Genomic DNA, 24,584 nt, shown 5'->3' with positions numbered 1-24,584 from the left:
GCGTTGGAAATCGAAAGCTGGCGCACGTAACATGCGCGCCTCCGGCTTCGGCTCGCGCCACACGAGGCAAACCACAGGCTAAAGATCGATGCAAATTCTTCCCGATTCCCTGTCTCTTGCCGAGACCGCGTTCTTCTTCGATTTCGACGGCACACTCGTCGAACTCGCTTCCACGCCCGACGGCATTTTCGTGCCGCGTTCGGTGCCCGACATCCTCGCGTCGCTGCGGCGCGCGACCAATAATGCGGTCGCGGTCGTGTCGGGACGCGGCATCGACAATATCGATTCGTTCCTGCAGATGCCCGATCTGCCCGTCGCCGGGATGCACGGCGCGGAGCGGCGCGACGCCAATGGCGACGTGCAGCGCATCGGCTTCCACGACGAGCGGCTCTTGCGCATGGAACACGTGCTCGAAGGCGTCGTCAGCGCGAATCCCGGCATGCTGCTCGAAATCAAGGGCGCGGCGCTCGCGCTGCATTACCGGAATGCGCCCGAGCGCGAGCCGGCCGCGCGCGCGGCCACGGAGCGTCTCGTCGCGGAATACGCCGACGCCTACGTGCTTCAGCCGGGCAAGATGGTGTACGAGATCAAGCCGAGGGGCGTCGATAAAGGCCGTGCGTTGCGCGCCTTCATGGCCGAGCCGCCGTTCACGGGCCGCAAGCCTGTCTTCATCGGCGACGATCTCACCGACGAGAAGGGCTTCGCGGTCGTCAACGAATTCGATGGCCTGTCGATCAAGATCGGCGCGGGCGATACCGTCGCGCGGGCGCGCATCGAATCGGTCGAATTGCTGCTCGACTGGCTGCAAGTGATCGCGGGCACCGCCGGGAAGCACGCCTGATGGGCCGTCTGATCATCGTGTCGAACCGGGTTGCGCCGATTTCGGAAGGCGGCCCGGCGGCGGGCGGGCTCGCGGTCGGCGTCTACGACGCGCTCAAGGAGACCGGCGGCGTGTGGTTCGGCTGGAGCGGCGACGTGCTCACCGTGCCGCCCGAAGCGATAAAGCTGGAAGAGCAGGGGCCGGTGACGTTTGCGACCATCGGTCTCGTGCGCCGCGATTACGACCAGTACTACCGCGGCTTTTCGAACGCGACGCTGTGGCCCGCGTTTCACTATCGCCCGGATCTCATCGAATTCGATCGCGACGAGTACGACGGCTATTGCCGCGTGAATCGCTGGCTCGCCGCGCAACTTGCGCCGCTGCTCAGGCCCGATGACGTCATCTGGGTCCACGACTATCATCTGATTCCGTTCGCGCAGGCGCTGCGCGAGCTGGGCGTGAAGAACCGCATCGGGTTCTTCCTGCATATCCCGTTTCCGGCGTCGCAGATTCTGCTGAGCGTGCCGCGTCATCGCGAACTCGTCGAGGCGCTGTGTGCGTTCGATCTGCTCGGCTTCCAGACGGAGCCTGATCTGCATGCGTTTTGCGATTACGTCGAAACCGAAGCGGGCGGCACGCTCACCCGGCACGCGGCGAAGCCCGTGGAGGTGCGCGCGTTCGGCAAGACGCTGAAGGCGGCGGCGTATCCGATCGGCGTGTATCCCGATGAAGTCCGCGCGCTCGCGAAAGACGGCGAAAGCGGCCGCGACGTGCAGACCGTCAAGGCGACGCTGCATCAGCGCAAGCTCGTGATGAGCGTCGATCGCCTGGATTATTCGAAGGGACTCGTCGAGCGTTTCCGCGCGTTCGAGCGCCTGATGGAGCACGATCCGCAGCAGCGCAACAACGTGTCGTTTCTGCAGATTGCACCGCCGACGCGCTCGGATGTCGACGCCTATCGCGATATCCGCTTGCAACTGGAAGCGGAATCGGGCCGCATCAACGGGCGATACGCCGAGCTCGACTGGACGCCGATCCGCTATATCCATCGCCAGTACGAGCGGCCGGTGCTTGCCGCGCTGTTTCGCGAGGCGCACGTCGGCTTCGTCACGCCGCTGCGCGATGGCATGAACCTCGTCGCCAAGGAATACGTGTCGGCGCAGGACCCGGACGATCCGGGCGTGCTCGTGTTGTCGCAATTCGCGGGCGCGGCGCGTGAGCTGAAAGCGGCGTTGATCGTGAATCCGCTCGACATCGACGGCATGGCGGAAGCGCTCGCCACTGCGCTCGCAATGCCGCTGGACGAGCGCCGCGCAAGGCATCGCGAGATGTATGCGCTGCTGCGGGATAACAACGTGTCGGTGTGGCGGGACAACTTCCTGCGCGATCTGAAGGCGCGCTGAGCGATAAAAAAGCCGCGTTTCTTTCGAGAACGCGGCTTGTTTTTTACGCCGGCTGCTTGTGCGGCGTCGCGACGATCGACGGCAGCTTGCCGTGCTGTTTCGCCAGCAACTCGCGATACAGCCCCGGCCGCTCGCGCAGTTCTTGCGGCGAGCCGTCGTCGATGACCTTGCCCGCGCTCATCACGATGATGCGATCGAAGTTCTGCAGCGTCGACAGACGGTGCGCAATCGCGATCACCGTGCGGCCGACCATCAGCCGGTCGAGCGCCTGCTGGATCGCTTCTTCCGATGCGCTGTCGAGCGCGGAAGTCGCTTCGTCGAGCAGCAGGATCGGCGCGTTTTTCAGAATGGCGCGCGCAATTGCGATGCGCTGCCGCTGGCCGCCCGACAGCTTCACGCCGCGATCGCCGACGATCGTATCGAAACCTTCCGGCATCGCTTCGATGAAATCCGTGCAGCGCGCCTCGCGCGCGGCGGCGAGCACTTCCTCGCGGCTCGCTTCCGGACGCCCGTACGCGATATTCTCGAACACCGTGCGATGGAACAGCGAAATGTCCTGCGGCACCAGCGCGATCGCGTGGCGCAGGCTGTCCTGCGTGATCGTGGCGATATCCTGGCCGTCGATCTTGATGCTGCCTTTCTGCGGCTCGTAGAAGCGTTGCAGCAGCGCGAGCACGGTGGACTTGCCCGCGCCCGACTTGCCGATCAGACCCACGCGCTGGCCCGGCTCGATATGCAGATGGAAGTTGTCGAGAATCGGACGGCGGCGCGGATACGCGAACGTGACGCCTTCGAAATCGACGCGCCCGCCTTGCGGCACGAGTTCCGTCGCGTCCGAGCGATCGGGCATGCCGTGCGGTTCGAGCAGCGTCTGCACGGCTTCGGCGAGACGCGCGACGTGCTGGGTCACATCGACGAGCGCGACGGCGAGATCGCGCGTGCCGTGCAGAATCGTGAAGCCGAGCGAACTGACGAGCACGATATCGCCGGAAGTGGCGCGGCCTTCCGACCACAGCCACAGCGCCCAGCCGAGCAGCCCGGCGGAGAGGATCGCCGTGACGACCGCGTGGAACAGGCGCAGCTTTTCCAGATACAGCAGGCTCTGCTGGCGCGCGACCATTTCGGCCTTCACGGTCGAGCCGAAGCGCTTCTGCTCGTTGAAGGTCATGCCGAACGCGCGCACGAGCGACATGTTGCCGATCACGTCGACGAGTTCGCCATCGACCGACGCCGCCTTCGACGCAAAACTGTGATGCCGCGCGGAGCCGCGTTTCGCGAGCCGGTACAGGATGAACGCGAGCACCAGCGAACAGCACATGAGCCCGGCGGCCATCAGCGGATTCACCGCGACGATCATCACGATCGCCCCCAGCACCGCGATGCAGGGAGGCAGGACGTTCCACGCCATCACGTTTTCGGACGTGTAAATGGCGTTCGAGGTTGCCGTGATGCGGCTCGCGAGCATCCCCGGCTGCTTCTCGGAGAAGTACGTCGGCGAGTGACCGGAGAGATAGGAAAAGAGATCCTTGCGCAGATCGCCGGTGACGATCACGAACACATGAGCGCCGACCCAGCCGCCGACCCGCCAGAGCAGGTTGTCGGCGGCGATCAGGCCGACCAGGATCATGAACGCGCCCCAGAGCGGACCGGGATGGCCGCGCCCCTGGCTGAGCACGTCGATCAGATGCTTGATCGCATATTGCGATGCGAGCGCGCAACCGACTGCGGCGAAGACGCTGGCGAGCACGATGGCATGCGCGACCGGATGCCGGCGGATATAGCGCATCAGGAACGCAAGCGGGCGATTCGCGTAGCTCGCGAGCTTCGCGTTGTGCGCGTTACGCTGGGAGACGGTGAGTTGGTCCAATGGTCTTTTTTGGTCGTAAAGCGGTTGAGCGTGTGCTGCGTCCTGGGGCGATGCCATTCACATTGCACGTCCTGTCCGATGCGTCCGCCGTCGCGGCGCGATCGCATCGAACCCGGCGACGACGCGCCGTCTTCACTGGCTGAATTGTAGCCAGTAACCGGAGAGGCGAACGTCGTTCAGGCAAATGATGCGCGGACTTTCCTTCCGTCCGGCATCGAACCGTCGTTGTTTCAGCGAGCGAGGCTTCGTTGCTGCCCGCATAAAACCGACGCACACAGCTTCGGGCTTGGGCGCGCATTGTAAGCACAATGCGCGCTTTTTTGCGATGGAGCGCAGCCACGCGTGGAAATAGTCCACAGGGGGCCGCGCTCACAATCCGAAGCGCCTGCACGACAGCGACGACGAAAGCACGCGCCGCGCCAGCATCGCCAGGCGCGCCGCAACGGTGCCGAAAGCGCGAAGCGGCTCCCGTGCGCCGTCGAGGGCACGTGCTCCAATGTAGAACAACCTTAATAAACAGGGGTTTCCAAAGTGTATCCCCCGTGTAACAAGGTAAATAAGTTGAAATGCCCCGCTTCCCGCCGCCAGCCCAGGCTTCATAATCCGCCCCGGCTCGACCTCTGCCTTTTTTGACAGCTTTCTGTAGGAAGCCGTCAACCTGCGGAGCAGAAGCGCGTTATTTCCATGCGCGGCGCTTTTTGAGATGTGGTCTCTGACTTGCTCGTTTTAGGTCGCGCCCAACAGTGATCGGCGACCCCGCTTTTTCACTCGAGCACCAGCTTTCACGCCGCGGCGAATGCGCGGCGGCCGCTTTCGCCCGAGGCGAGCGAATTGCTCCCGACGTAAACATGACAGCAGTACTTTGCCTGACCTTTCATTAGGAGTTTCACGACAATGCGAATCGCTCAAATCGCGCCCCTCCACGAGGCTGTTCCGCCGAAGCTGTATGGCGGCACGGAACGCGTGGTGTCATATCTGACCGAGGCACTCGTCGAGGCCGGACACGACGTCACGCTCTTCGCGAGCGGTGATTCGCAAACGTCCGCGAAGCTGGAAGCTTTCTGGCCGCAAGCACTGCGTCTCGATCCGACGATCCGCGACACGATGGCTCCGCACATGCTGCTGCTCGAAGAAGTCCGCCGCCGCGCCGACGAATTCGACGTGCTGCATTTCCACATCGACTATTACCCGTTCTCGCTGTTCGCGCGCCAGCCGGTGCCGTTCCTGACGACGATGCACGGCCGCCTCGACCTGCCGGAACTGCAACCGATCTTCAACACGTTCAATGACGTGCCGGTCGTGTCGATCTCCGACAACCAGCGCCAGCCGCTGCCGCAGGCGAACTGGCTGTCGACGGTGTATCACGGCCTGCCGGAAAACCTGCTGACGCCGATCCCGAATGTGAAGCCGGGCTACCTGGCGTTCCTCGGCCGCATCTCGCCGGAAAAGCGCGTCGACCGGGCAATTCGCATCGCGCAGGCCGCGGGCATGAAGATCAAGATCGCGGCCAAGCTGGACAAGGCCGACCGTGCTTATTACGAAGACGAGATCAAGCCGCTCTTCGCGCTGCCGCACGTCGAGTACATCGGCGAAATCAGCGAATCGGAAAAGACCGAGTTCCTCGGCAATGCGCATGCACTGCTGTTCCCGATCGACTGGCCGGAGCCCTTCGGCCTCGTGATGATCGAAGCGATGGCCTGCGGCACGCCGGTGATCGCATTCAATCGCGGCTCGGTGCCGGAAGTGATCGAGAACGGCGTATCGGGCTTCGTCGTGGAAGACGAGTTGTCGGCGATTGCCGCGGTGAAGCGTCTCGACACGCTGTCGCGCGCGAAGGTGCGCGAAACGTTCGAAACACGCTTCTCGTCGAAGGTGATGGCTGCGCGCTACGTCCAGAACTACGAGGAACTGCTGCGTCAGAAGCGCCGCACCGTTCTGCGCGAAGCCAGCGCCTGAGCCTCGTTGCATCGTTCGTGCTGCAGCGATGCGGCATGAAAACGCCCCGCGTGCCCCCAAGGTGCGCGGGGCGTTGTGCTATCGGCACAGTAAAACGACGATTTCGAGTGCCGGGCCGCGTTCGCGTTGCGAAACCTCTGACGACATCCGTAATCTCCCTATAATGTTCGGGCTTCGCGATGCGAAGCGCACGGCCGCGCGACGGCGTGCAACTGTATCGATAGCAATCAATCGCATGGGACCGAGTGCGGCGTAAAAAGAGCGCCCGCTCCGGTCGAGAGGAGCGCACGTTTTGGCGAGAACCAGGCAAACCAGCGCGGCGCCGGCACCGGGCGCGGGCACCGTTTTCGCGCTGCGAGCGATCGGAGTGGTGCTCGCGGCGCGATGGGTGTTCGCCATGTCGCACACGGGATATCTGTCCTCGCTGCGCGCGATGACGTTGTCGCCGTGGGCGTGCCTGAACCTCGTGCTGTTTTTTCTGCTGATCGTCCTGCCGGGCGCCAAGGCGCGCATGGACCGGCCGCTGCATCCGTTGCCGCAGTGGCTCAGGCAAGCGTTGCGCTTCCTCGCGCTGCTCACTTTCGGATTCGCGGTGTTTTCGCTTGTCCCGTTCGTCTGGACGGCGGGCTGGCGGGGCTTCGTGGATGCGCTCGCGGCGACTAACGGCTGGCTCGTCGTCGGTCCGGCGCTCTATGCGGTCGTGATGTGGATCTGCCGGCCGCGCGCGCTATGGCGCACAAACATCGCGGCAAGGCGCTTCGCGATTGGCCGATACGCCATCTCCCTCGATCCCGTCACCCGCACCGCGATGGTCTGGGCCGAAAGCCGCAAGCTCGGCCAGTACGATGCGCGCGAGCTTTCAGTGAAATGGCCGACGCCGCCGGGCGCGGGCGCATCGTCCGCGACGATGCTCACGCCCGTGACGCAGCCGGCCGCATCGACACTGCAATCGAACGGCGCCACCCGGCGAAGCTGGTTCGCGCGCCGGCCCAAGGTCGAACTCATGTGGGATTCGCCGGCCGCCGCCGGGCACAACCGCACCACGGTGTTCCGTGCGCCGCTCGCCACGGAAGGCGATCGCAGCGCAGCCCGTGCGCTGGACGCCACTCTGCATCAGGTTTGAGCCGTTGTAGCGAGCAGGTCTTCCTTGTCGATGGTGGGGGAAACGATGCTGATACGCTGGTTGCTTGCCGCACTTCATCTGCTTGCTTTCGGCTTCGCGCTCGGTTCGGTGCTCGCGCGTGCGCGTGCGCTGCGAAGGCTCGACGCGGTGCAGTCGGTGCAAGCGAATGACACGCGTCTGCGCGACGTGTTCCGCTCCGACTCCGTGTGGGGCGTGACGGCCATCGTGCTGATCGTGACGGGCGTGATGCGCGCGTTCGGCGGCTTCGAGAAGGGCGGCGCGTACTATCTGCATGAGCCGCTTTTTCACTTGAAGATGACCGCGCTCGTGGCAATTCTCTTGATCGAAGTGTCGCCGATGCTCGCGCTGATCCGCTGGCGGATTGCGCTGGCGCAGGGCGGGGCGATCGACCTCACGCGCGCCCGGCGCTTCGCGTGGATGAGCGATGTACAAGCGGCGCTCGTCATCGTGATGGTGATTGCCGCGAGCGGAATGGCGCGCGGCGTGTGGGCGCATTGAAGCGAAAGCGCCGGACAAATGGAAAAGGCCCAAGTCGTGAGACTTGGGCCTTTTGATCTTCGGTGTCTTGGCTTTACCAGCACCAGAATTCTGGTGGGTAGTACTGGGATCGAACCAGTGACCCCTGCCGTGTGAAGGCAGTGCTCTACCGCTGAGCTAACCACCCGAAGAGATTGAGATTATGTCAGGACTATCGCTCTTCGTAAAGTCATTCTTTAAGAAACTTCGAGAAATTATGCGGCAACCGCGTCAGGCTCGGCTTCGGCCGCTTCGATGCGCCATACGCTCGTGCCTTTGACCGCCTTGTCGAGATCGTTGAGCACGGCTTCGTGGGCAGCGAGTTCGTCGGCGGTGGCGACGAGCACCGGCAGATCGAGATCGTCGAGCGAGATGCGCGGTGCGTCGCCCAAGCCTTCGGACTGCGTCTCGCCGAGCATGTCGATGACGAGGCTTTCCTGACCGCGCGTCATCGCCAGATAGACTTCGGCGAGCAGCTCCGAGTCCAGCAGCGCGCCATGCAGCGTGCGATGCGCGTTGCTGATGCCGAAGCGGTCGCACAGCGCATCCAGCGAATTGCGCTTGCCGGGGAACATCTGCTTGGCGTTGACGAGCGTATCGATGACGCCCGCGCACATCTCGGTGGTCTTCGGCAACCCGAGCAGCGCGAATTCCATGTCCAGGAAGCCGATATCGAACGGCGCGTTATGGATGATCAGCTCCGCGCCGGAGATGAAATCGCGCAACTCGGCGGCAATCTCCGCGAACTTCGGCTTGTTACTGAGAAACTCGGTCGTGAGACCGTGCACCGCGAGTGCGCCGGGGTCGCTATCGCGCTCCGGGTTCACGTAGAAGTGCAGGTTGTTGCCGGTCAGCCGGCGATTCACGAGTTCGACACAGCCGATTTCGATGATCCTGTCGCCCGTGCGAGCGTTCAGGCCGGTGGTTTCCGTGTCCAGTATCAGTTGGCGCATGAGATGTCTTTGTCGGTGCGTACGTTCAGCTATCGGCAAGCGATGTCACGCCGCGATTGGCGAGCGCATCGGCGCGTTCGTTCTCCGGATGGCCCGCGTGACCCTTCACCCAGCGCCATTCGATCTGGTGTTGGCCGACGAGCCCATCGAGCCGCTTCCACAGGTCGGCGTTCTTGACAGGCGTTTTCGCGGCGGTCATCCAGTTCTTTTTCTTCCAGCCGTGGATCCACTCGCTGATGCCTTTTTGCACATATTGAGAGTCGGTGTGGATCACGGCGTGGCACGGCCGCTTGAGCGCTTCGAGCGCGGCGATCACGGCCATCAGTTCCATGCGGTTGTTGGTCGTGGCGGCTTCCCCGCCGAACAGCTCTTTTTCCAGCGAGCCGAAGCGGAGCAGGGCGCCCCATCCGCCGGGGCCGGGATTGCCCTTGCAGGCGCCGTCCGTGTAGATGTCGATTACTTTCGTCGATGCGGATTCTTCAGTCATCAATGCTCGTTGCGGGTGTGCGGGGCGGCGACGGGCGCGAGGCCGGGCGCGAGCGCGGGTTTCTTGAGCTTGCGCGGACCGATGAGCCGCATGCCGCGTACGCGTTTCACGGCGGTGATCATGTAGGCCGCGCCGAAGATGGGCCACCAGCGGTCGCCGGCCGGCTCCATGAACTCATAGCGCTGCAGCCATTTGTCGGTGAGTAGCGGCGGACGATAGCAGCCAAAACGCCCGCGTTCAAGATCGAATCCAAGCAGCTTGATCCAGTCCTTGATACGCGTGAACGCGATCATCTCGTGCGCGGCCGGCACGAACGGGCGTCCGGCGACCTTGCCGAGGGATTGCCGCGCACCCCACAGACTCAACGAATTGAAGCCGAGGATGATCAGCTGACCTTCGGGCACGAGAACGCGCTCGGCTTCACGCAAAAGCCGGTGCGGATCGCGCGAAAACTCGAGCGTATGCGGCAGCACGAGCAGATCGACGCTCTGCGCCTCGAACGGCAGATCCAGCAAATCGCACCAGACGGTACTGCGACCGTCCGGCGCGCTCGCGGCGGGCAGCGCGCTCACGCCGTTGCCGGCCGCGTGCGGCAGCGTGTACGGGGCGCTTGCGCCGCTTTCCGAATCGAGCACGAGGGCGCGGCCGGTCATGCGATTTTCGCGCAGCGCATCGAGCTGGGGCATGCCGAGCTGGAGCGCGTGGTAGCCGAAGATATCCGACACCACGCGATCGAGTTGCGCCTGCTCCCATTCGAGCACGTAGCGTCCGGGCGCGGAGTTCGTCCAGGCGGGCCAGTCTATAATCGCTCGGTCAGACATGTTCGGATGCCGCGTAGATGATCGCCATGGATTCACTTGCTGAAGATTCGTCCAAACGCACGCCCAAGCCGGCGCTGGAATACGTGCCGGTCCCGGCGTTCGAGGACAACTACATCTGGATCGTGTCGGATTCGCGCGATGCCGTCGTCATCGATCCGGGCGACGCCGCGCCGGTCGAAGCGTATCTCGCGAAACGCGGCTGGCGGCTGACCGCTATTTTACTCACGCACCATCATCACGACCACGTCGGCGGCGTGAAAGCGCTGCTCGATAGCCGAACGGCAGAGGGCGGCGTGCCCGTGTACGGCCCGGCTGGCGAGCGCATCGAGCATGTGACGACGCGGCTCTCCGGTGGCGATGCGGTAAGCATCGCGCAGCCCGCGCTCGAGTTCACGGTCATCGACGTTCCCGGTCACACGGCTGGCCACATCGCGTACTTCCAGGCGGGCGATGCGCGCGGCACGCCGCATCTCTTTTGCGGCGATACGCTGTTTGCAAGCGGCTGCGGGCGTCTGTTCGAAGGCACGCCGCAACAGATGCTCGCCTCGCTCGATTCGCTCGCCGCGCTTCCCGACGACACGCAGGTGCATTGCGCGCACGAGTACACGCTGTCGAACATCCGCTTTGCGCGCGCATGCGAGCCGGAGAGCGCCGCGCTCGTCCGCTGGGACGACGAAGCGCAGACCTTGCGCGCCGCCGGCAAGCCCACGTTGCCGACGACGATCGCGCACGAGAAGGCGGTCAATCCGTTCCTGCGCGTCGACGATCCTGCGATTCAGGCCAGGCTTGCCGCGCACTTCGGCACGCCGATCGCGGACCGGCTGGACGCATTCCGCGTGCTTCGCGGCTGGAAAGACACGTTCCGATAATCCCGAAACTTCGCAAGAAGTTCATCCGATACCTCGGAAACGGCGTTAGATACAAGATTTTGCAGGGGTTTTGCGCGCATTCTTATTGACGTCCTAGGTGCGGTTCCGTACTATCGGCTCCAAATTTCCAAGCCTCACTCTTTGGAAGCAGAGACGTTCATGCGACTAACACTGAGTGCGCTATCCGTCCTGATGCTGGCCGCCTGCGCCAGCCAAGGACCGACAGCGCCCGCCACGAGTACAACCTCCGCCACTCCTACCGCCGCCTCGCAGCAAGAAGTCGCTGACACGATTCGCCGCACCGCAGCCGCCAAGGAAACCATTAACGTCGACAAGACGCCTGTCACCTCGCTCGCAGGGTCGGCCGACTTGTGGAGCCGCATTCGTGGCGGCTTTCAGATTCCCGATCTGCAAAGCGACCTCGTCGACATGCAGGCGAACTGGTATGCGCAGCGCCCCGACTACGTCGAGCGCATGACGACGCGTTCGCAGAAATACCTGTATCACATCGTCGAAGAACTCGAGCAGCGCCACATGCCGACTGAACTGGCCCTGCTGCCGTTCATCGAATCGGCGTTCAATCCGCAGGCTTTGTCGGTGGCGAAGGCGGCCGGCATGTGGCAGTTCGTGCCGGGCACCGGCCGCGACTACAACCTCAAGCAGAACATGTGGCAGGACGAGCGGCGCGACGTGCTGGCGTCGACGAGCGCCGCGCTGGACTACCTTTCGCGCCTGCACGACATGTTCGGCGACTGGCATCTCGCGCTCGCCGCATACAACTGGGGCGAGGGCAACGTGCAGCGCGCGATTGCGCGCAACGAAGCGGCCGGCTTGCCGACTGACTACGAAAGCCTGCGCATGCCCAACGAAACGCGCAACTACGTGCCGAAGTTGCAGGCAGTCAAGAACATCGTGGCGAATCCGCAGCAATATGGCCTCGCGCTGCCGGATATCCCGAATCACCCGTACTTCGTGACCGTCACCACTGCGCGCGACATCGACGTGACCATGGCCGCGAAGCTCGCCGGCATGAGCGTCGAGGAATTCCGCTCGCTGAATCCGTCGTTCGCCAAGCCGGTCATTCTCGGTGCGACGAATCCGCAGATCCTGCTGCCGTTCGACAACGCCGCCACCTTCCAGCGCAACCTCGGTTCGTACACGGGCGCGCTGTCGTCGTGGACCACGTACACGGTGACGGAGCGGGCGCGTCCTGCGGCCATCGCCGAGAAAATCGGTGTCGATGCGGACACCCTCATGTCGGTCAACCGCATTCCGGCAGGCATGCGCCTGAAGCCGGGCTCGACCATCGTCGTGCCGCGCACGGATGACGACGACGAAGACATCAGCGCCGACGTCGCCGCCAACGCGATTCTCGCCGTCGAACGCGACGTGCCGGACACGCGCAAGATGGCTATTCGCGTGCGCCGCAAGCAAAGCGTTGCCACGCTGGCCGACCGGTACAACGTATCGGTGGCGCAAGTGAAGGCCTGGAACCGCACGAGCCGCGATATGTTCATGCCGGGTCAGGTCGTCGTCCTGCACGTGCCGTATGGGCGTCCAGTGCCGGCCGAGCCGGGTCCGGTGCGCGTTGAAACGGTGGCGGCGTCGAGCCGTTCGTCGGGAGGCGTGCGGAAGATCGGCACGCGCGTGACGGCGAAAACGCCTCAGGGCAAGGCGCCGGGCCATACGGTGACGCGCGTGTCGTCGTCGGCCAGCGCATCCAAGGCGGGCAGCAGTCATCCCGCCGCGCCGAAAACGACGAAGGCTGCCGCCACGCATGGCAGCAGCGCCAAGAGCAAGAAAAAGTAAGCGCGAGCGCTTCGCCTTATCGCGTTATCCACGCCGTCACCAAGGTGACGGCGTTTTCATTTGGCCGCACGGTTAAACTGGCGTTCCAGAAGAATTAAGCAGGCAATGAATCGCATGCCGTCCTCCGTTCGTCTCCGCGTCTTTCTGCTGTTCGCTGCCGGATACTTCGTGTCGTACGTATTCCGGGGCGTCAACCTCGGCTTTGCTCCGCTCATCACGCACGATCTCGGCCTGTCCGCCGCCGATCTCGGTCTGCTTACGTCGCTGTACTTCATCGGCTTTGCCGTCGCGCAGATTCCTGTCGGCGTGATGCTCGACCATTTCGGGCCGCGCCCGGTCACCGCCGGAATGCTCTTGTTCGCGGCGGCGGGCATCTGGGTGTTCGGGGCGTCGCACGGGCTGGCCGGCCTCATGGCGGGGCGTTTGTTGATTGGCGTCGGCGTATCCGTCTGTCTGAGCGCGGCGTTTAAGGCGTCGGCGCAGCATTTCCCGGTCGCGCGGCTGCCGCTCATCAACGGCCTCACGATGGCGGTAGGCGGGCTGGGCGGCGTCGTGGTCGGATCGCCGCTTGCGTCGCTGCTGCATGTCGCGAGCTGGCGGCAAGTGTGTGTCGGGCTGGGTGTCTTCACGCTGCTCGTTGCGGCCGCGATCGCGCTGTTCGCGCCGCGCACTCGGGACACGCGTCATCAGGCGGATGTCATCACCCAGTTCCAGGGCACATGGCACATTCTGATGAGCGGTGCGTTTTGGAAGATCGCGTCGTTTTCGGTCGTGTCACAAGGCGTTTTCTACGCGATGCAATCGCTCTGGATACGCCCCTATCTGCTCGATGTAATGGGCCTCACGCCCGCGCATGCCGCGGCGCTCGTCTCCGTGCTCGGTTTCGCGATGATGTTCGGCTGCGTCGGTTTCGGTGCGGCGGCGCGCGGTATGGAGCGGCGGGGCGTCTCGGTGTACGCGTTCTGCGGCGCCGGAATGGCGCTCTATGTCGCCGTGCAATTGCTGATGGTGGTGCGCGTGCCGTTGCCGCCCGCCGCACTGCTTGCGGCATACGGCATCTTCGGTGGCGCCGGCATTCTCAGCTATGCGGTGATGGCCGAACACTTTCCTGCCCATATGATCGGCCGCGCGAACACGACGCTCACGCTCGTGCTCTTCCTGCTGATTTTCGGCTTTCAGGTCGGCATCGGCGCGATGCTGTCGTTCTGGCCGGCTGAGGGCGGCCATTTTCCCGCGACGGCGCATCAGACCGTGTGGGTGACGTTGATCGCGTTGCAGGTGGCCAGCGCCGTCTGGTACGTGCTGCCGAGCCGGGCGCTTCAAAAGACGGAGCGCACTGCGTCATGAGCGATCGGCTTTGCGCATCGGCCGCAAGCGGAAATTCCCCAAATATGGCCAAGTGGCCGACTTCGCGCTATAATTCGAAGGTTTGAGCATATCAACCCGCACCCTAGCGCCTACCTCCCATTCCCCGTCGTTCGCTGCGCCTGGCAGCGCGCGCCGCACGCCGCCGATCGTCCGCTTCGATACTCCGCTCGCCGCGCGCAAGCGGGCCGCTTCGAGCCACGATGCCCGCCTGTGAGCCGCCGCCATCGTGCTAAGGAAACCCGTGCTCCCGGAGCGCGGCCCCAAGCCTGAATTTCGGACAGACAGGTCGGTAACAGGGTGTTCCCCAAGGAGCTTCCCGTGTTGCCGTCATTCTCCCCCGCATTACTCGCACTTGCCGACGGCACGGTCTTTCGTGGTCAATCCATCGGCGCCGCCGGTTCGACGATCGGCGAAGTGGTGTTCAACACCGCCATCACCGGCTATCAGGAAATCCTGACCGACCCGAGCTATGCCCGCCAGATCGTCACGCTGACGTATCCGCATATCGGCAATGTCGGCGTGAATGCCGAAGACGTCGAAGCCACCAAAGTCCATGCCGCCGGTCTCATCATTCGTGATCTGCCGGTGCTGGCCTCGAACTTCCGTTCGGAGCAAACCCTTTCCGATTATCTGAAGGCGCAAGGCGTCGTCGGCATTGCGGGCATCGACACGCGCAAGCTGACGCGCGTGCTGCGCGACAAGGGCGCGCAAAACGGCTGCATTCTCGCTGGCAGCGACGACGAAGCCGAAGCGCTGCGTCTCGCGCGCTCGTTTCCCGGACTCGCCGGCATGGACCTCGCGAAAGTCGTGTCCACGCAGGATCGCTACGAGTGGACGCAAACCGAATGGCGCCTCGGCAGTGGCTACGGCGAGCAGAAGTCGCCGAAATTCCGCGTCGTCGCGTTCGATTACGGCGTCAAGTACAACATCCTGCGCATGCTGGCCGAGCGCGGCTGCCACGTCACCGTGCTGCCGGCGCAGGCAAGCGCCGCCGACGCACTCGCGCTCAATCCGGACGGCATCTTCCTGTCGAACGGTCCCGGCGATCCGGAACCGTGCGACTACGCGATCCGCGCGACGCGCGAATTCATCGAGCGCGGCATTCCGACGTTCGGCATCTGCCTCGGGCATCAGATCATGGGTCTCGCCGTCGGCGCGACGACGACCAAGATGAAGACCGGCCACCACGGCGCGAATCATCCGGTGAAGGACATGGAAGACGGCCGCGTGGTCATCACGTCGCAGAATCACGGCTTTGCGGTCGATGCCGCCACGCTGCCCGCGAACGCGAAGGTCACGCATGTCTCGCTCTTCGACGGCACGCTGCAAGGCTTCGCGCTCACCGACAAGCCGGCGTTCTGCTTCCAGGGACACCCGGAAGCGTCGCCGGGGCCGCACGACATCGCTTATCTGTTCGACCGCTTCATCAAATTGATGGAGTCGGCGAAGGTCGCCGCCTGATCACGAACAGAAACCGTACATAGACATCGAGAGCAGTTATGCCGAAGCGCACAGACATCAAGAGCATCCTCATCATCGGCGCGGGCCCGATCATCATCGGCCAGGCGTGCGAATTCGACTATTCGGGCGCGCAGGCGTGCAAGGCGCTGCGTGAGGAAGGCTACAAGGTCATCCTCGTCAACAGCAATCCGGCGACGATCATGACCGACCCGAACACGGCGGACGTCACGTATATCGAGCCGATCTCGTGGGAAGTGGTCGAGCGCATCATCGCGAAAGAGCGCCCCGATGCGATCCTGCCGACGATGGGCGGCCAGACCGCGCTCAATTGCGCGCTCGACCTGTTCCATCACGGCGTACTGGAGAAGTACAACGTCGAGCTGATCGGCGCGTCGCCCGAAGCTATCGACAAGGCGGAAGACCGCCAGAAGTTCAAGGACGCGATGACGAAGATCGGCCTCGGTTCGGCCAAGTCAGGTATCGCGCATTCGATGGAAGAAGCGCTCGCCATGCAGGCGCAGATCGCCGAAGTCACCGGCAGCGGCGGTTATCCGACCGTCATCCGCCCGTCGTTCACACTGGGCGGCTCGGGCGGCGGCATCGCGTACAACAAGGAAGAGTTCGAGGAAATCTGCCGCCGCGGTCTCGATCTTTCGCCGACGCGCGAACTGCTGATCGAAGAATCGCTGCTCGGTTGGAAAGAGTACGAGATGGAAGTCGTCCGCGACAAGAAGGACAACTGCATCATCGTGTGTTCGATCGAGAACCTCGACCCGATGGGCGTCCATACCGGCGATTCCATCACCGTCGCGCCCGCGCAGACGCTGACCGACAAGGAATATCAGGTCCTGCGTAACGCGTCGCTCGCGGTGTTGCGCGAAATCGGCGTGGACACGGGCGGCTCCAACGTGCAGTTCGCGATCAATCCGAAGGACGGCCGGATGGTCGTCATCGAAATGAATCCGCGCGTGTCGCGTTCGTCCGCATTGGCGTCGAAGGCGACGGGCTTCCCGATCGCGAAGGTCGCGGCGAAGCTCGCCTGCGGCTATACGCTCGACGAACTGAAGAACGAGATCACTGGCGGCCAGACGCCGGCATCGTTCGAGCCGACGATCGACTATGTCGTGACGAAGGTGCCGCGTTTCGCGTTCGAAAAGTTCCGCGAGGCCGATTCGCGCCTGACCACGCAGATGAAGTCGGTCGGCGAAGTGATGGCCATGGGCCGCACGTTCCAGGAGTCGTTCCAGAAGGCGCTGCGCGGTCTGGAAGTCGGCGTCGACGGGCTCGATGAAAAGACCACGAGCCGCGACGAAGTGATTCGCGAAATCGGCGAGCCGGGTCCGGACCGCATCTGGTATCTCGGCGACGCATTCCGCCTCGGTCTTTCGCAAGAGGAAATCTTCGAGGAAACGTCGATCGACCCGTGGTTCCTCGCGCAGATCGAGCAGATCATCCTCAAGGAAAAGGCGCTCGAAGGCCGCACCCTCGAAAGCCTGAGCCGCGACGAACTGCTGTATCTGAAGCGCAGCGGCTTCTCCGACCGGCGTCTGGCGAAGCTGACTGGTTCGAATCAGGCCGACGTGCGCAAGAAGCGTCACGAACTGAAGGTGCGCCCGGTGTACAAGCGCGTCGACACCTGCGCGGCCGAGTTCGCGACGAAGACCGCGTACATGTACTCGACGTACGAAGAAGAGTGCGAAGCGAATCCGACGGACAAGAAGAAGATCATGGTGCTCGGCGGCGGGCCGAACCGGATCGGGCAGGGCATCGAGTTCGACTACTGCTGCGTGCACGCCGCGCTCGCGATGCGCGAAGACGGCTATGAAACCATCATGGTCAACTGCAATCCCGAAACGGTCTCGACCGACTACGACACGTCGGATCGCCTGTACTTCGAGTCGCTGACGCTCGAAGACGTGCTCGAAATCGTCGATCTGGAAAAGCCGGTCGGCGTAATCGTGCAGTACGGCGGCCAGACGCCGCTCAAGCTCGCGCTCGATCTCGAAGCGAACGGCGTGCCGATCATCGGCACGTCGCCGGACATGATCGACGCAGCCGAAGACCGCGAGCGCTTCCAGCAACTGCTGAAGGATCTCGATTTGCGCCAGCCGCCGAACCGCACGGCGCGCGCCGAAGAAGAAGCGCTCGCGCTGGCCGAGGAAATCGGTTATCCGCTGGTCGTGCGTCCGTCGTATGTGCTGGGCGGCCGCGCGATGGAAATCGTCCACGAGCCGCGCGATCTCGAGCGCTACATGCGCGAGGCCGTGAAGGTATCGAACGATTCGCCGGTGCTGCTCGACCGCTTCCTGAACGATGCGATCGAATGCGATGTCGACTGCATCTCGGACGGCGAGGCCGTGTTCATCGGCGGCGTGATGGAGCACATCGAACAGGCGGGCGTGCATTCGGGCGATTCGGCCTGCTCGTTGCCGCCGTATTCGCTGTCGAAGGAAACCGTCGACGAGCTGAAGCGCCAGACCGCCGCGATGGCGAAGGCGCTGAACGTGATCGGCCTGATGAACGTGCAGTTCGCGATCCAGCAGGTTCCGCAGGACGACGGCTCGAAGAAGGACATCATCTACGTGCTCGAAGTGAACCCGCGCGCGTCGCGCACGGTGCCTTACGTGTCGAAGGCGACGAGCCTGCCGCTCGCGAAAATCGCCGCACGCGCGATGGTCGGCCAGACGCTGGCGCAGCAGGGCGTGACGAAGGAAGTCGTGCCGCCGTACTTCAGCGTGAAGGAAGCCGTGTTCCCGTTCATCAAGTTCCCGGCGGTCGATCCGGTGCTCGGGCCCGAGATGCGCTCGACCGGCGAAGTGATGGGCGTGGGCCGCACGTTCGGCGAAGCGCTCTTCAAGTCGCAACTGGCGGCGGGCTCGCGCCTGCCGGAGTCGGGCACGGTGCTGATCACCGTGATGGACGCCGACAAGCCGAAGGCCGTCGAAGTGGCGAGCATGCTGCACGAGCTCGGCTATCCGATTGTCGCGACCAAGGGCACGGCGGCGGCTATCGCAGCGGCGGGCGTGCCGGTGAAGGTCGTCAACAAGGTGAAAGACGGCCGGCCGCATATCGTCGACATGATCAAGAACGGCGAGATCGCGCTCGTCTTCACGACCGTCGACGAAACCCGCGCCGCCATCGCCGATTCGCGTTCCATCCGCATGAGCGCCCAGGCCAACAAGGTCACGTACTACACGACCATGTCGGGCGCGCGCGCGGCGGTGGAAGGCTTGCGTTACATGCGCGATTTGGAAGTCTATGATTTACAAGGCTTGCATGCTCGCCTAAACTAAGGCTTCGATTACTGGTCCAAGCATCACGAGCCGCGGTTAAGCGGCGTCTCCTCGTCTCGGGGAGATGCGCTTAACCGCGGTAATTTTTTTGACGTTTTTGTTTCTGGGTTGTCTATGAGCACGATTCCCTTGACGAAGCGCGGCGCGGAGTTGCTGCGCGACGAATTGCAACGCCTTAAGGCTGTCGAGCGTCCGGCGGTCATCAATGCGATCGCGGAAGCGCGCGCGCAGGGCGATCTGTCCGAAAATGCGGAATACGACGCCGCGAAGGAAAAGCAGGGCTTCATCGAGGGCCGCATCGCGGAGATCGAATCCAAGCTGGCCGCCGCGCAGGTGATCGACCCGACGACGGTCGACGCCGATGGCCGCGTCGTGTTCGGCGCGACGGTGGAACTGGAAGACCTCGAATCCGGCGATACGGTCACGTATCAGATCGTCGGCGACGATGAAGCCGATATCGATCACGGCCTTATTTCGGTCAGTTCGCCGATCGCGCGGGCGCTGATTTCGAAGTCGCAAGGCGACGTGGCGTCGGTGCAAGCGCCAAGCGGCGCGCGCGAGTATGAAATCATCGCGGTTCGTTACGTCTGATGGCGCACCGGCTCTTTCGCTTCGTGACGATGATCTGGGTCGGCAGCTTGCTGACCCTCGGCCTCGTCGCCGCCCCCGTTCTCTTTTCGATGCTCGATCGCGCGGCCGCCGGATCGGTCGCCGCGCAATACTTCCGCATCGAAGCGTTCGTCGGCGTGGCGAGCGCGCTGATTCTGATTCTGATCGGCAATCGCTTCGTGAAAAGCGGCATCGCCGACTACAAGCGTGTGCGGTGGATTGTCGCGGTGATGCTCGGGTGCGTGCTCGCCGGCTACTTCGCGTTGCAGCCGTTCATGGAGTCGCTGCGCGTGGCCGCGCAGGAGTCGGGCGTCGCACTGGCCGATTCTCCGTACGCGAAGCAGTTCGGCATCCTGCACGGCATCTCGAGCGCCATCTATTTGGTTCAGTGCCTGTTCGGCATCGCGCTGGTGTGGCGCTTGCCGGGCAACGCGCCGACCGCCATCGTGCCGAAGAACAAATCGGCGAAAATGGCGGCCAAACGCGCAAGAAGCTGAGCGCTGTTGGCCGATGCGGCGTGCGCGTCGCGTTTGACGCCGCGCCGTACGATTACTTCACTGCCTGGTGCTGACGCTTCGAACCGGCCTGACGCTTCTTCGCCCGCTTGACGTTGCCGCCCGCCGTGACGCGCTCGTTACCAAGCACCTTCAACGTCTGCTTGCGCGGTTTTTTGACTGCAGGCGCGTCACGCGTGATCTTCACGGCCTTGACAATGCGCGGTGCGCGGCCCTTGGCAGGACGCTCGGCCGCTTCAGCGGCGCTCGGCGGCATCGTGCTGCGCGTGCGTTCGCCGCGGGTCTTCGCGGGCGCGGCGCCTTCCGGCCTCCAGATCACGAGCAATTTGCCGATATGCTGGATCGGCGCGGCGTTCAGGCGATCGCAGATTTCGTCGTAAATTGCGACGCGGGCTTCGCGCTCGTCGCCGAACACGCGAATCTTGATGAGCTGATGCGCATCGAGGTGCACGCCGATTTCCTTCAGCACGGCGTCCGTCAGACCCTCCGCGCCGACGAGCACGACGGGCTTGAGCGCGTGGGCCTGGGAGCGCAGGTCGGAGCGTTGGGCAGGGGAGAGTTCAAGAGCTGGCATGAGAAATTTGGGACTCGACTAAAATGGGCGGCGCTTGGCGCCAGGCGGCATGCTGAAACGCGAGGGGCGAAAAGCCCGTACCGGAACGATCTGGCACAGCGTGTTTTATCGCCGCACAAACGAAATAGGCCGGATACGCGATTGCCGGGCGCATGGAGCGCCCGCGGAAACGTTCCGGCCGACAAGACGCGTATTATCCGCTAAAAGCATCGCGCGTTGCAGCAAGATTACCGCGCAACCGTCACAGTACACGCATCCGCGCCACGTCCGGCGCGCAACAGCAACACACCCGCGAGCGCGCATGCGCGCAGCATGAGTTCAGTTTGAATGGCAAAAAATCGCTTCAATCATTCGTGGTTGCATGACCACATCAACGATCCCTACGTGAAGATGGCGCAGCGCGAGGGCTATCGCGCACGCGCCGCGTACAAGCTGAAAGAGATCGACGAGCAGGACAAGCTCATCAAGCCCGGTCAGGTGATCGTCGATCTCGGCTCGACGCCCGGAAGCTGGAGCCAGTACGCTCGCAACAAGCTCGCTCAGGGCTCGAAGCGTGATGCGCAGCGCGAAGGCGGCATCGACGGCACGATCATCGCGCTCGATATTCTGCCTATGGAGCCGATCGCGGACGTCACGTTTATTCAGGGCGACTTTCGCGATGATGCGGTGCTCGCCCAGCTAAATGAATTCGTCGGCGAGCGTCAGGTGGACCTTGTTATTTCGGACATGGCCCCAAACCTCTCAGGCGTGGCAAGTGCGGATGCGGCGCGGATCGAGCATCTTTGCGACCTGGCGCTCGAATTCGCGCAAAACCACCTGAAACCGGAAGGTGCGCTGCTAGTCAAATGTTTTCATGGCAGCGGTTATAGCCAGATCGTCGAGAAATTCAAGCACCAGTTCAAAGTGGTGGCGCCGCGCAAGCCCAAGGCCTCTCGGGACAAGTCGTCCGAGACTTTTATTCTCGGCCGGCGGCTCAAACATCCGGCTGCGGGACCCGTTTAGACTGCCTCGGCGAAAATCAGCGATATTTTCGCCGAATATGCCGAAAAAAGACCATCTGCCGCTATTTAGACGGTAGATAAACCTTATGGCAGGGGTTAGCGGTCTGGATTAGAATGCTTTGGTGGCGCTGCAAGGTTTATGTAGGCGCCCGTCTATGAGTGAGGAGTGGTGCTTTGAACAACAATATGTTCTCTAAAGCGGCAGTGTGGCTCGTGATCGCACTGGTGCTGTTTACGGTGTTCAAGCAGTTCGATAAGCCCCGCGTCCAGGAAGGCGTGTCGTATTCGCAGTTCATGGACGACGCGAAGAACGGCAAGGTCAAGAACGTTACCGTTCAGGGCCGCAATCTCACGGTCACTCCGAACGACGGCCAGAAATATCAGATCGTCTCTCCCGGCGACATCTGGATGGTCGGCGACCTGATGAAATACGGCGTTCAGGTCAGCGGCAAGGCTGACGATGAACCGAACGCGCTCGTCTCCGCGCTGTACTACCTCGGGCCGACCATTCTGATCATCGGCTTCTGGTTCTACATGATGAGGCAGATGCAGGGCGGCGGCAAAGGCGGGGCGTTCTCGTTCGGCAAGTCGCGAGCGCGGCTGATCGACGAAAACAACAACGCAATCAATTTCACCGACGTAGCTGGCTGCGACGAAGCGAAGGAAGAAGTTTCGGAACTGGTGGACTTCCTGCGTGATCCGCAGAAATTCCAGAAGCTGGGCGGACGCATTCCACGCGGCGTGCTGCTGGTCGGGCCTCCGGGCACGGGTAAGACGCTGCTGGCTCGCGCCATCGCCGGCGAGGCGAAGGTGCCGTTCTTCAGCATCTCGGGTTCGGACTTCGTGGAAATGTTCGTCGGCGTGGGCGCGGCCCGCGTACGCGACATGTTTGAGCAGGCGAAGAAGCATGCGCCGTGCATCGTGTTCATCGACGAAATCGACGCTGTCGGCCGTCATCGCGGCGCTGGCATGGGCGGCGGTAACGACGAGCGCGAGCAGACGCTGAACCAGATGCTCGTCGAAATGGACGGCTTCGAGGCGAATTCGGGCGTCATCGTGATCGCTGCGACGAACCGTTCCGACGTGCTGGACAAGGCGCTGCTGCGTCCGGGCCGTTTCGACCGCCAGGTGTACGTCGGTCTGCCGGACATCCGCGGCCGCGAGCACATCATGAAGGTGCACCTGCGCAAGGTGCCGATTGCAAACGACGTCGATGCATCGGTGATCGCACGCGGCACGCCGGGCTTCTCGGGCGCGGACCTCGCGAACCTCGTCAACGAAGCGGCGCTGTTTGCGGCGCGTCGGGGCAAGCGCATCGTCGAGATGCAGGATTTCGAAGACGCGAAGGACAAGATCTTCATGGGTCCGGAGCGCAAGTCGGCTGTCATGCGTGAGGAAGAGCGTCGCAACACGGCGTATCACGAGTCGGGTCACGCGGTGGTGGCGAAGCTGCTGCCCCACGCCGATCCGGTGCACAAGGTCACGATCATGCCGCGCGGCTGGGCTTTGGGCGTGACGTGGCAGTTGCCGGAGCATGACCGCGTCAATCTGTATCGCGACAAGATGCTAGAAGAAATCGCGATCCTGTTCGGCGGCCGGGCAGCGGAAGAAGTGTTCATGAACTCGATGTCGACCGGTGCTTCCAACGACTTCGAGCGCGCGACGAAGATGGCGCGCGACATGGTGACGCGTTACGGCATGTCGGACGTCCTCGGCACGATGGTGTACGTCGATACCGAAGAAAACGGCATGTTCGGCAAGATGGGTGCGAAGTCGGTATCGGAAGCCACGCAGCAGAAGGTCGACGCGGAAATCCGCCGTATCCTCGACGAGCAATACGCGCTCGCCCGCAAGCTGCTGGAAGACAACCGCGACAAGGTCGAAGCCATGACCAAGGCGCTGCTCGAATGGGAAACCATCGACGCAGACCAGATTAGCGACATCATGGCAAATCGTCCGCCGCGTCCGCCGAAGAACCTGCCGCCTCCGTCCGGCGACACGCCGTCGGGCGGCAATAGCGGCAACGAAGTCAAGCCGGGCAACGCGACAGCGCCGGCATAACTTCTCCGAGTCTGACAATGGGCCGGTGTGCACTGCACGCCGGCCCATTTTTGCTTTAAGGCTCGCGTTTCATCACTTGCTTTGCAGGCATCGCTTGACTACCTCCTCCGAACCTCTCGTTTCCGCGCAGCCGCTGCAATGCGGCCGTTTCACGCTCCGCTTCGACCGTCCGCTGGTAATGGGCATTCTCAACGTCACGCCGGATTCGTTCTCCGATGGCGGCCGCTTCCTCTCGCGCGACGCCGCGCTCGCTCGCGCCGAGCAGATGATCGCCGATGGCGCGGACATGATCGACATAGGCGGCGAGTCTACGCGTCCGGGTGCGCCGCCAGTGCCCCTCGACGAGGAACTGGCGCGCGTGGTGCCGATCGTCGAGGCGCTGCATGCGGTGCGTGTGCCGATTTCCGTCGACACCTACAAGCCCGCCGTCATGCGAGCCGTCCTCGATGCGGGCGCGGACATGATCAATGACATCTGGGGCTTCCGTCAGGAAGGTGCGATCGACGCCGTCGCAGCCAGCCAATGCGGCCTGTGCGTGATGCACATGCTTGGCGAGCCACGCACGATGCAACTCCACGAGCCGGTCTACGAGGACGTGGTCGCTTCGGTGCGCGATTTCTTCGTCGAACGCGTCTCGGCGCTGGACGCGGCCGGAGTGGTGGCGGACCGTATCAGTCTTGATCCCGGCTACGGTTTCGGCAAGGCGATCGGGCATAATTACACGCTACTTGCCGAACTTCCGGCGACGTTGCCTCACGGCACGCATTTCCCGTTATTGGCGGGCATGTCGCGCAAGTCGATGCTCGGCGGCGTGACCGGGCGCGGCGCGGGCGAGCGCTTGCCCGCGAGTCTGGCGGCGGCGGTGTGCGCGGCGGAGCGCGGCGCGGCGATCATCCGCGTTCACGATGTCGCCGAAACGGTCGACGCATTGAAAGTCTGGCAGGCCACCAAGGACGCAGCCCGTCGCGGGCATCATTGAAACCGGCTTTGAATCGGGCAGGACTGCCGCGCAGGCGCTCGCTGGCAGCGTAGTCAACAAACACCGCGGACCACAACA

At 63.4% G+C, this 24,584-nt stretch carries 20 protein-coding genes and 1 tRNA gene; 15 read left to right on the top strand and 6 right to left on the bottom strand.

Annotation, left to right across the window (positions count from 1 at the left end; translation table 11 throughout):
• The first annotated feature begins 88 nt into the window (after nt 1-88).
• Nucleotides 89-841, top strand: coding sequence for a trehalose-phosphatase (gene otsB / locus BG57_RS01055; protein ID WP_035959568.1), 753 nt, complete (start codon nt 89-91; stop codon nt 839-841).
• Nucleotides 841-2,223 (top strand): alpha,alpha-trehalose-phosphate synthase (UDP-forming), encoded by a 1,383-nt coding sequence (otsA, locus tag BG57_RS01050; RefSeq protein ID WP_035959567.1) that lies wholly within the window; start codon nt 841-843, stop codon nt 2,221-2,223. Before otsB ends, otsA begins: the two co-directional genes overlap by 1 nt.
• 43 nt (nt 2,224-2,266) lie before the next feature.
• Here otsA and BG57_RS01045 read toward each other — a convergent pair whose 3' ends face one another.
• A complete protein-coding gene (locus tag BG57_RS01045; protein ID WP_229753881.1) occupies nt 2,267-4,147 on the bottom strand; it encodes an ABC transporter ATP-binding protein in 1,881 nt (626 codons plus the stop codon).
• An 837-nt stretch (nt 4,148-4,984) separates the two neighbouring features.
• Here BG57_RS01045 and BG57_RS01040 point away from each other — a divergent pair.
• The 3 genes from BG57_RS01040 (at nt 4,985) to BG57_RS01030 (ending at nt 7,688) form a co-directional block, all read left to right on the top strand.
• Nucleotides 4,985-6,046: a glycosyltransferase family 4 protein gene (locus BG57_RS01040; protein WP_035959565.1), complete on the top strand. Its 1,062-nt coding sequence runs from the start codon at nt 4,985-4,987 to the stop codon at nt 6,044-6,046.
• 292 nt (nt 6,047-6,338) lie between these two features.
• Nucleotides 6,339-7,169 carry a hypothetical protein gene (locus tag BG57_RS01035; protein ID WP_035959564.1) on the top strand — a complete coding sequence of 277 codons (831 nt, stop codon included), beginning with the start codon at nt 6,339-6,341 and terminating at the stop codon, nt 7,167-7,169.
• A gap of 45 nt (nt 7,170-7,214) precedes the next feature.
• A complete protein-coding gene (locus BG57_RS01030) occupies nt 7,215-7,688 on the top strand; it encodes a DUF2214 family protein (protein WP_035959850.1) in 474 nt (157 codons plus the stop codon).
• A 91-nt stretch (nt 7,689-7,779) separates the two neighbouring features.
• Here BG57_RS01030 and BG57_RS01025 read toward each other — a convergent pair.
• The 4 genes from BG57_RS01025 to BG57_RS01010 form a co-directional block, all read right to left on the bottom strand.
• Nucleotides 7,780-7,854: transfer RNA gene (locus BG57_RS01025), tRNA-Val, on the bottom strand.
• A 67-nt stretch (nt 7,855-7,921) separates the two neighbouring features.
• A complete protein-coding gene (dnaQ, locus tag BG57_RS01020) occupies nt 7,922-8,659 on the bottom strand; it encodes a DNA polymerase III subunit epsilon (RefSeq protein WP_035959563.1) in 738 nt (245 codons plus the stop codon).
• 25 nt (nt 8,660-8,684) lie between these two features.
• Nucleotides 8,685-9,146, bottom strand: a complete 462-nt coding sequence (gene rnhA, locus BG57_RS01015) for a ribonuclease HI (protein ID WP_035959562.1) — start codon at nt 9,144-9,146, stop codon at nt 8,685-8,687.
• A complete protein-coding gene (locus tag BG57_RS01010; RefSeq protein WP_035959561.1) occupies nt 9,146-9,967 on the bottom strand; it encodes a class I SAM-dependent methyltransferase in 822 nt (273 codons plus the stop codon). Before BG57_RS01010 ends, rnhA begins: the two co-directional genes overlap by 1 nt.
• Nucleotides 9,968-9,984: 17 nt before the next feature.
• On the opposite strand from BG57_RS01010, the gene gloB reads away from it, so the two are divergent.
• From gloB to BG57_RS00975, 7 genes are all read left to right on the top strand, one after another.
• Complete coding sequence (gene gloB / locus BG57_RS01005; protein ID WP_052005546.1) at nt 9,985-10,836, top strand: hydroxyacylglutathione hydrolase; 852 nt, start codon at nt 9,985-9,987, stop codon at nt 10,834-10,836.
• A gap of 159 nt (nt 10,837-10,995) precedes the next feature.
• A complete protein-coding gene (locus BG57_RS01000) occupies nt 10,996-12,645 on the top strand; it encodes a transglycosylase SLT domain-containing protein (RefSeq protein WP_035959848.1) in 1,650 nt (549 codons plus the stop codon).
• A gap of 114 nt (nt 12,646-12,759) precedes the next feature.
• Nucleotides 12,760-13,992: an MFS transporter gene (locus BG57_RS00995; protein ID WP_035959846.1), complete on the top strand. Its 1,233-nt coding sequence runs from the start codon at nt 12,760-12,762 to the stop codon at nt 13,990-13,992.
• A 339-nt stretch (nt 13,993-14,331) separates the two neighbouring features.
• Nucleotides 14,332-15,474: a glutamine-hydrolyzing carbamoyl-phosphate synthase small subunit gene (gene carA, locus BG57_RS00990; RefSeq protein WP_035959844.1), complete on the top strand. Its 1,143-nt coding sequence runs from the start codon at nt 14,332-14,334 to the stop codon at nt 15,472-15,474.
• A 38-nt stretch (nt 15,475-15,512) separates the two neighbouring features.
• Complete coding sequence (gene carB / locus BG57_RS00985; RefSeq protein WP_035959559.1) at nt 15,513-18,767, top strand: carbamoyl-phosphate synthase large subunit; 3,255 nt, start codon at nt 15,513-15,515, stop codon at nt 18,765-18,767.
• A 114-nt stretch (nt 18,768-18,881) separates the two neighbouring features.
• On the top strand, nt 18,882-19,358 hold the full coding sequence (greA, locus tag BG57_RS00980) for a transcription elongation factor GreA (protein ID WP_035959558.1): 477 nt from the start codon (nt 18,882-18,884) through the stop codon (nt 19,356-19,358).
• Entirely contained in the window at nt 19,358-19,873 is a 516-nt protein-coding gene (locus BG57_RS00975; protein WP_035959557.1) for a DUF4149 domain-containing protein, read from the top strand. Before greA ends, BG57_RS00975 begins: the two co-directional genes overlap by 1 nt.
• Before the next feature lie 52 nt (nt 19,874-19,925).
• On the opposite strand, the gene BG57_RS00970 is transcribed toward BG57_RS00975, so the two are convergent.
• Nucleotides 19,926-20,465, bottom strand: a complete 540-nt coding sequence (locus BG57_RS00970; RefSeq protein ID WP_035959556.1) for a YhbY family RNA-binding protein — start codon at nt 20,463-20,465, stop codon at nt 19,926-19,928.
• A 327-nt stretch (nt 20,466-20,792) separates the two neighbouring features.
• Here BG57_RS00970 and BG57_RS00965 point away from each other — a divergent pair, with 327 nt between their 5' ends.
• The 3 genes from BG57_RS00965 (at nt 20,793) to folP (ending at nt 24,506) form a co-directional block, all read left to right on the top strand.
• The gene (locus BG57_RS00965) at nt 20,793-21,467 is read left to right on the top strand and encodes an RlmE family RNA methyltransferase (RefSeq protein ID WP_035959555.1); all 675 of its coding nucleotides are present in this window, start codon (nt 20,793-20,795) and stop codon (nt 21,465-21,467) included.
• 173 nt (nt 21,468-21,640) lie between these two features.
• The gene (gene ftsH, locus BG57_RS00960) at nt 21,641-23,527 is read left to right on the top strand and encodes an ATP-dependent zinc metalloprotease FtsH (protein ID WP_035959554.1); all 1,887 of its coding nucleotides are present in this window, start codon (nt 21,641-21,643) and stop codon (nt 23,525-23,527) included.
• A 178-nt stretch (nt 23,528-23,705) separates the two neighbouring features.
• Complete coding sequence (gene folP / locus BG57_RS00955; RefSeq protein WP_152562481.1) at nt 23,706-24,506, top strand: dihydropteroate synthase; 801 nt, start codon at nt 23,706-23,708, stop codon at nt 24,504-24,506.
• Nucleotides 24,507-24,584: the final 78 nt, after the last annotated feature.

This window comes from Caballeronia grimmiae (genome assembly GCF_000698555.1).
In the GTDB taxonomy this organism is placed as follows: Bacteria; Pseudomonadota; Gammaproteobacteria; order Burkholderiales; family Burkholderiaceae; genus Caballeronia; species Caballeronia grimmiae.
Note: the sequence above shows the minus strand (reverse complement) of the source record. Positions and strands in the feature narration are given on the sequence as shown.

Excerpts from the sequence above, each read along its gene's own strand:
- otsB (WP_035959568.1), top strand. The coding sequence starts at position 89 with ATGCAAATTCTTCCCGATTCCCTGTCTCTTGCCGAGACCGCGTTCTTC.
- BG57_RS00965 (WP_035959555.1), top strand. The coding sequence starts at position 20,793 with ATGGCAAAAAATCGCTTCAATCATTCGTGGTTGCATGACCACATCAAC.
- rnhA (WP_035959562.1), bottom strand. The coding sequence starts at position 9,146 with ATGACTGAAGAATCCGCATCGACGAAAGTAATCGACATCTACACGGAC.
- BG57_RS01010 (WP_035959561.1), bottom strand. The coding sequence starts at position 9,967 with ATGTCTGACCGAGCGATTATAGACTGGCCCGCCTGGACGAACTCCGCG.
- BG57_RS01040 (WP_035959565.1), top strand. The coding sequence starts at position 4,985 with ATGCGAATCGCTCAAATCGCGCCCCTCCACGAGGCTGTTCCGCCGAAG.
- BG57_RS01030 (WP_035959850.1), top strand. The coding sequence starts at position 7,215 with ATGCTGATACGCTGGTTGCTTGCCGCACTTCATCTGCTTGCTTTCGGC.
- otsA (WP_035959567.1), top strand. The coding sequence starts at position 841 with ATGGGCCGTCTGATCATCGTGTCGAACCGGGTTGCGCCGATTTCGGAA.
- BG57_RS01000 (WP_035959848.1), top strand. The coding sequence starts at position 10,996 with ATGCGACTAACACTGAGTGCGCTATCCGTCCTGATGCTGGCCGCCTGC.
- BG57_RS00970 (WP_035959556.1), bottom strand. The coding sequence starts at position 20,465 with ATGCCAGCTCTTGAACTCTCCCCTGCCCAACGCTCCGACCTGCGCTCC.
- folP (WP_152562481.1), top strand. The coding sequence starts at position 23,706 with ATGGGCATTCTCAACGTCACGCCGGATTCGTTCTCCGATGGCGGCCGC.
- dnaQ (WP_035959563.1), bottom strand. The coding sequence starts at position 8,659 with ATGCGCCAACTGATACTGGACACGGAAACCACCGGCCTGAACGCTCGC.
- BG57_RS01045 (WP_229753881.1), bottom strand. The coding sequence starts at position 4,147 with ATGGCATCGCCCCAGGACGCAGCACACGCTCAACCGCTTTACGACCAA.
- gloB (WP_052005546.1), top strand. The coding sequence starts at position 9,985 with ATGATCGCCATGGATTCACTTGCTGAAGATTCGTCCAAACGCACGCCC.
- carB (WP_035959559.1), top strand. The coding sequence starts at position 15,513 with ATGCCGAAGCGCACAGACATCAAGAGCATCCTCATCATCGGCGCGGGC.
- greA (WP_035959558.1), top strand. The coding sequence starts at position 18,882 with ATGAGCACGATTCCCTTGACGAAGCGCGGCGCGGAGTTGCTGCGCGAC.
- BG57_RS00995 (WP_035959846.1), top strand. The coding sequence starts at position 12,760 with ATGCCGTCCTCCGTTCGTCTCCGCGTCTTTCTGCTGTTCGCTGCCGGA.
- BG57_RS00975 (WP_035959557.1), top strand. The coding sequence starts at position 19,358 with ATGGCGCACCGGCTCTTTCGCTTCGTGACGATGATCTGGGTCGGCAGC.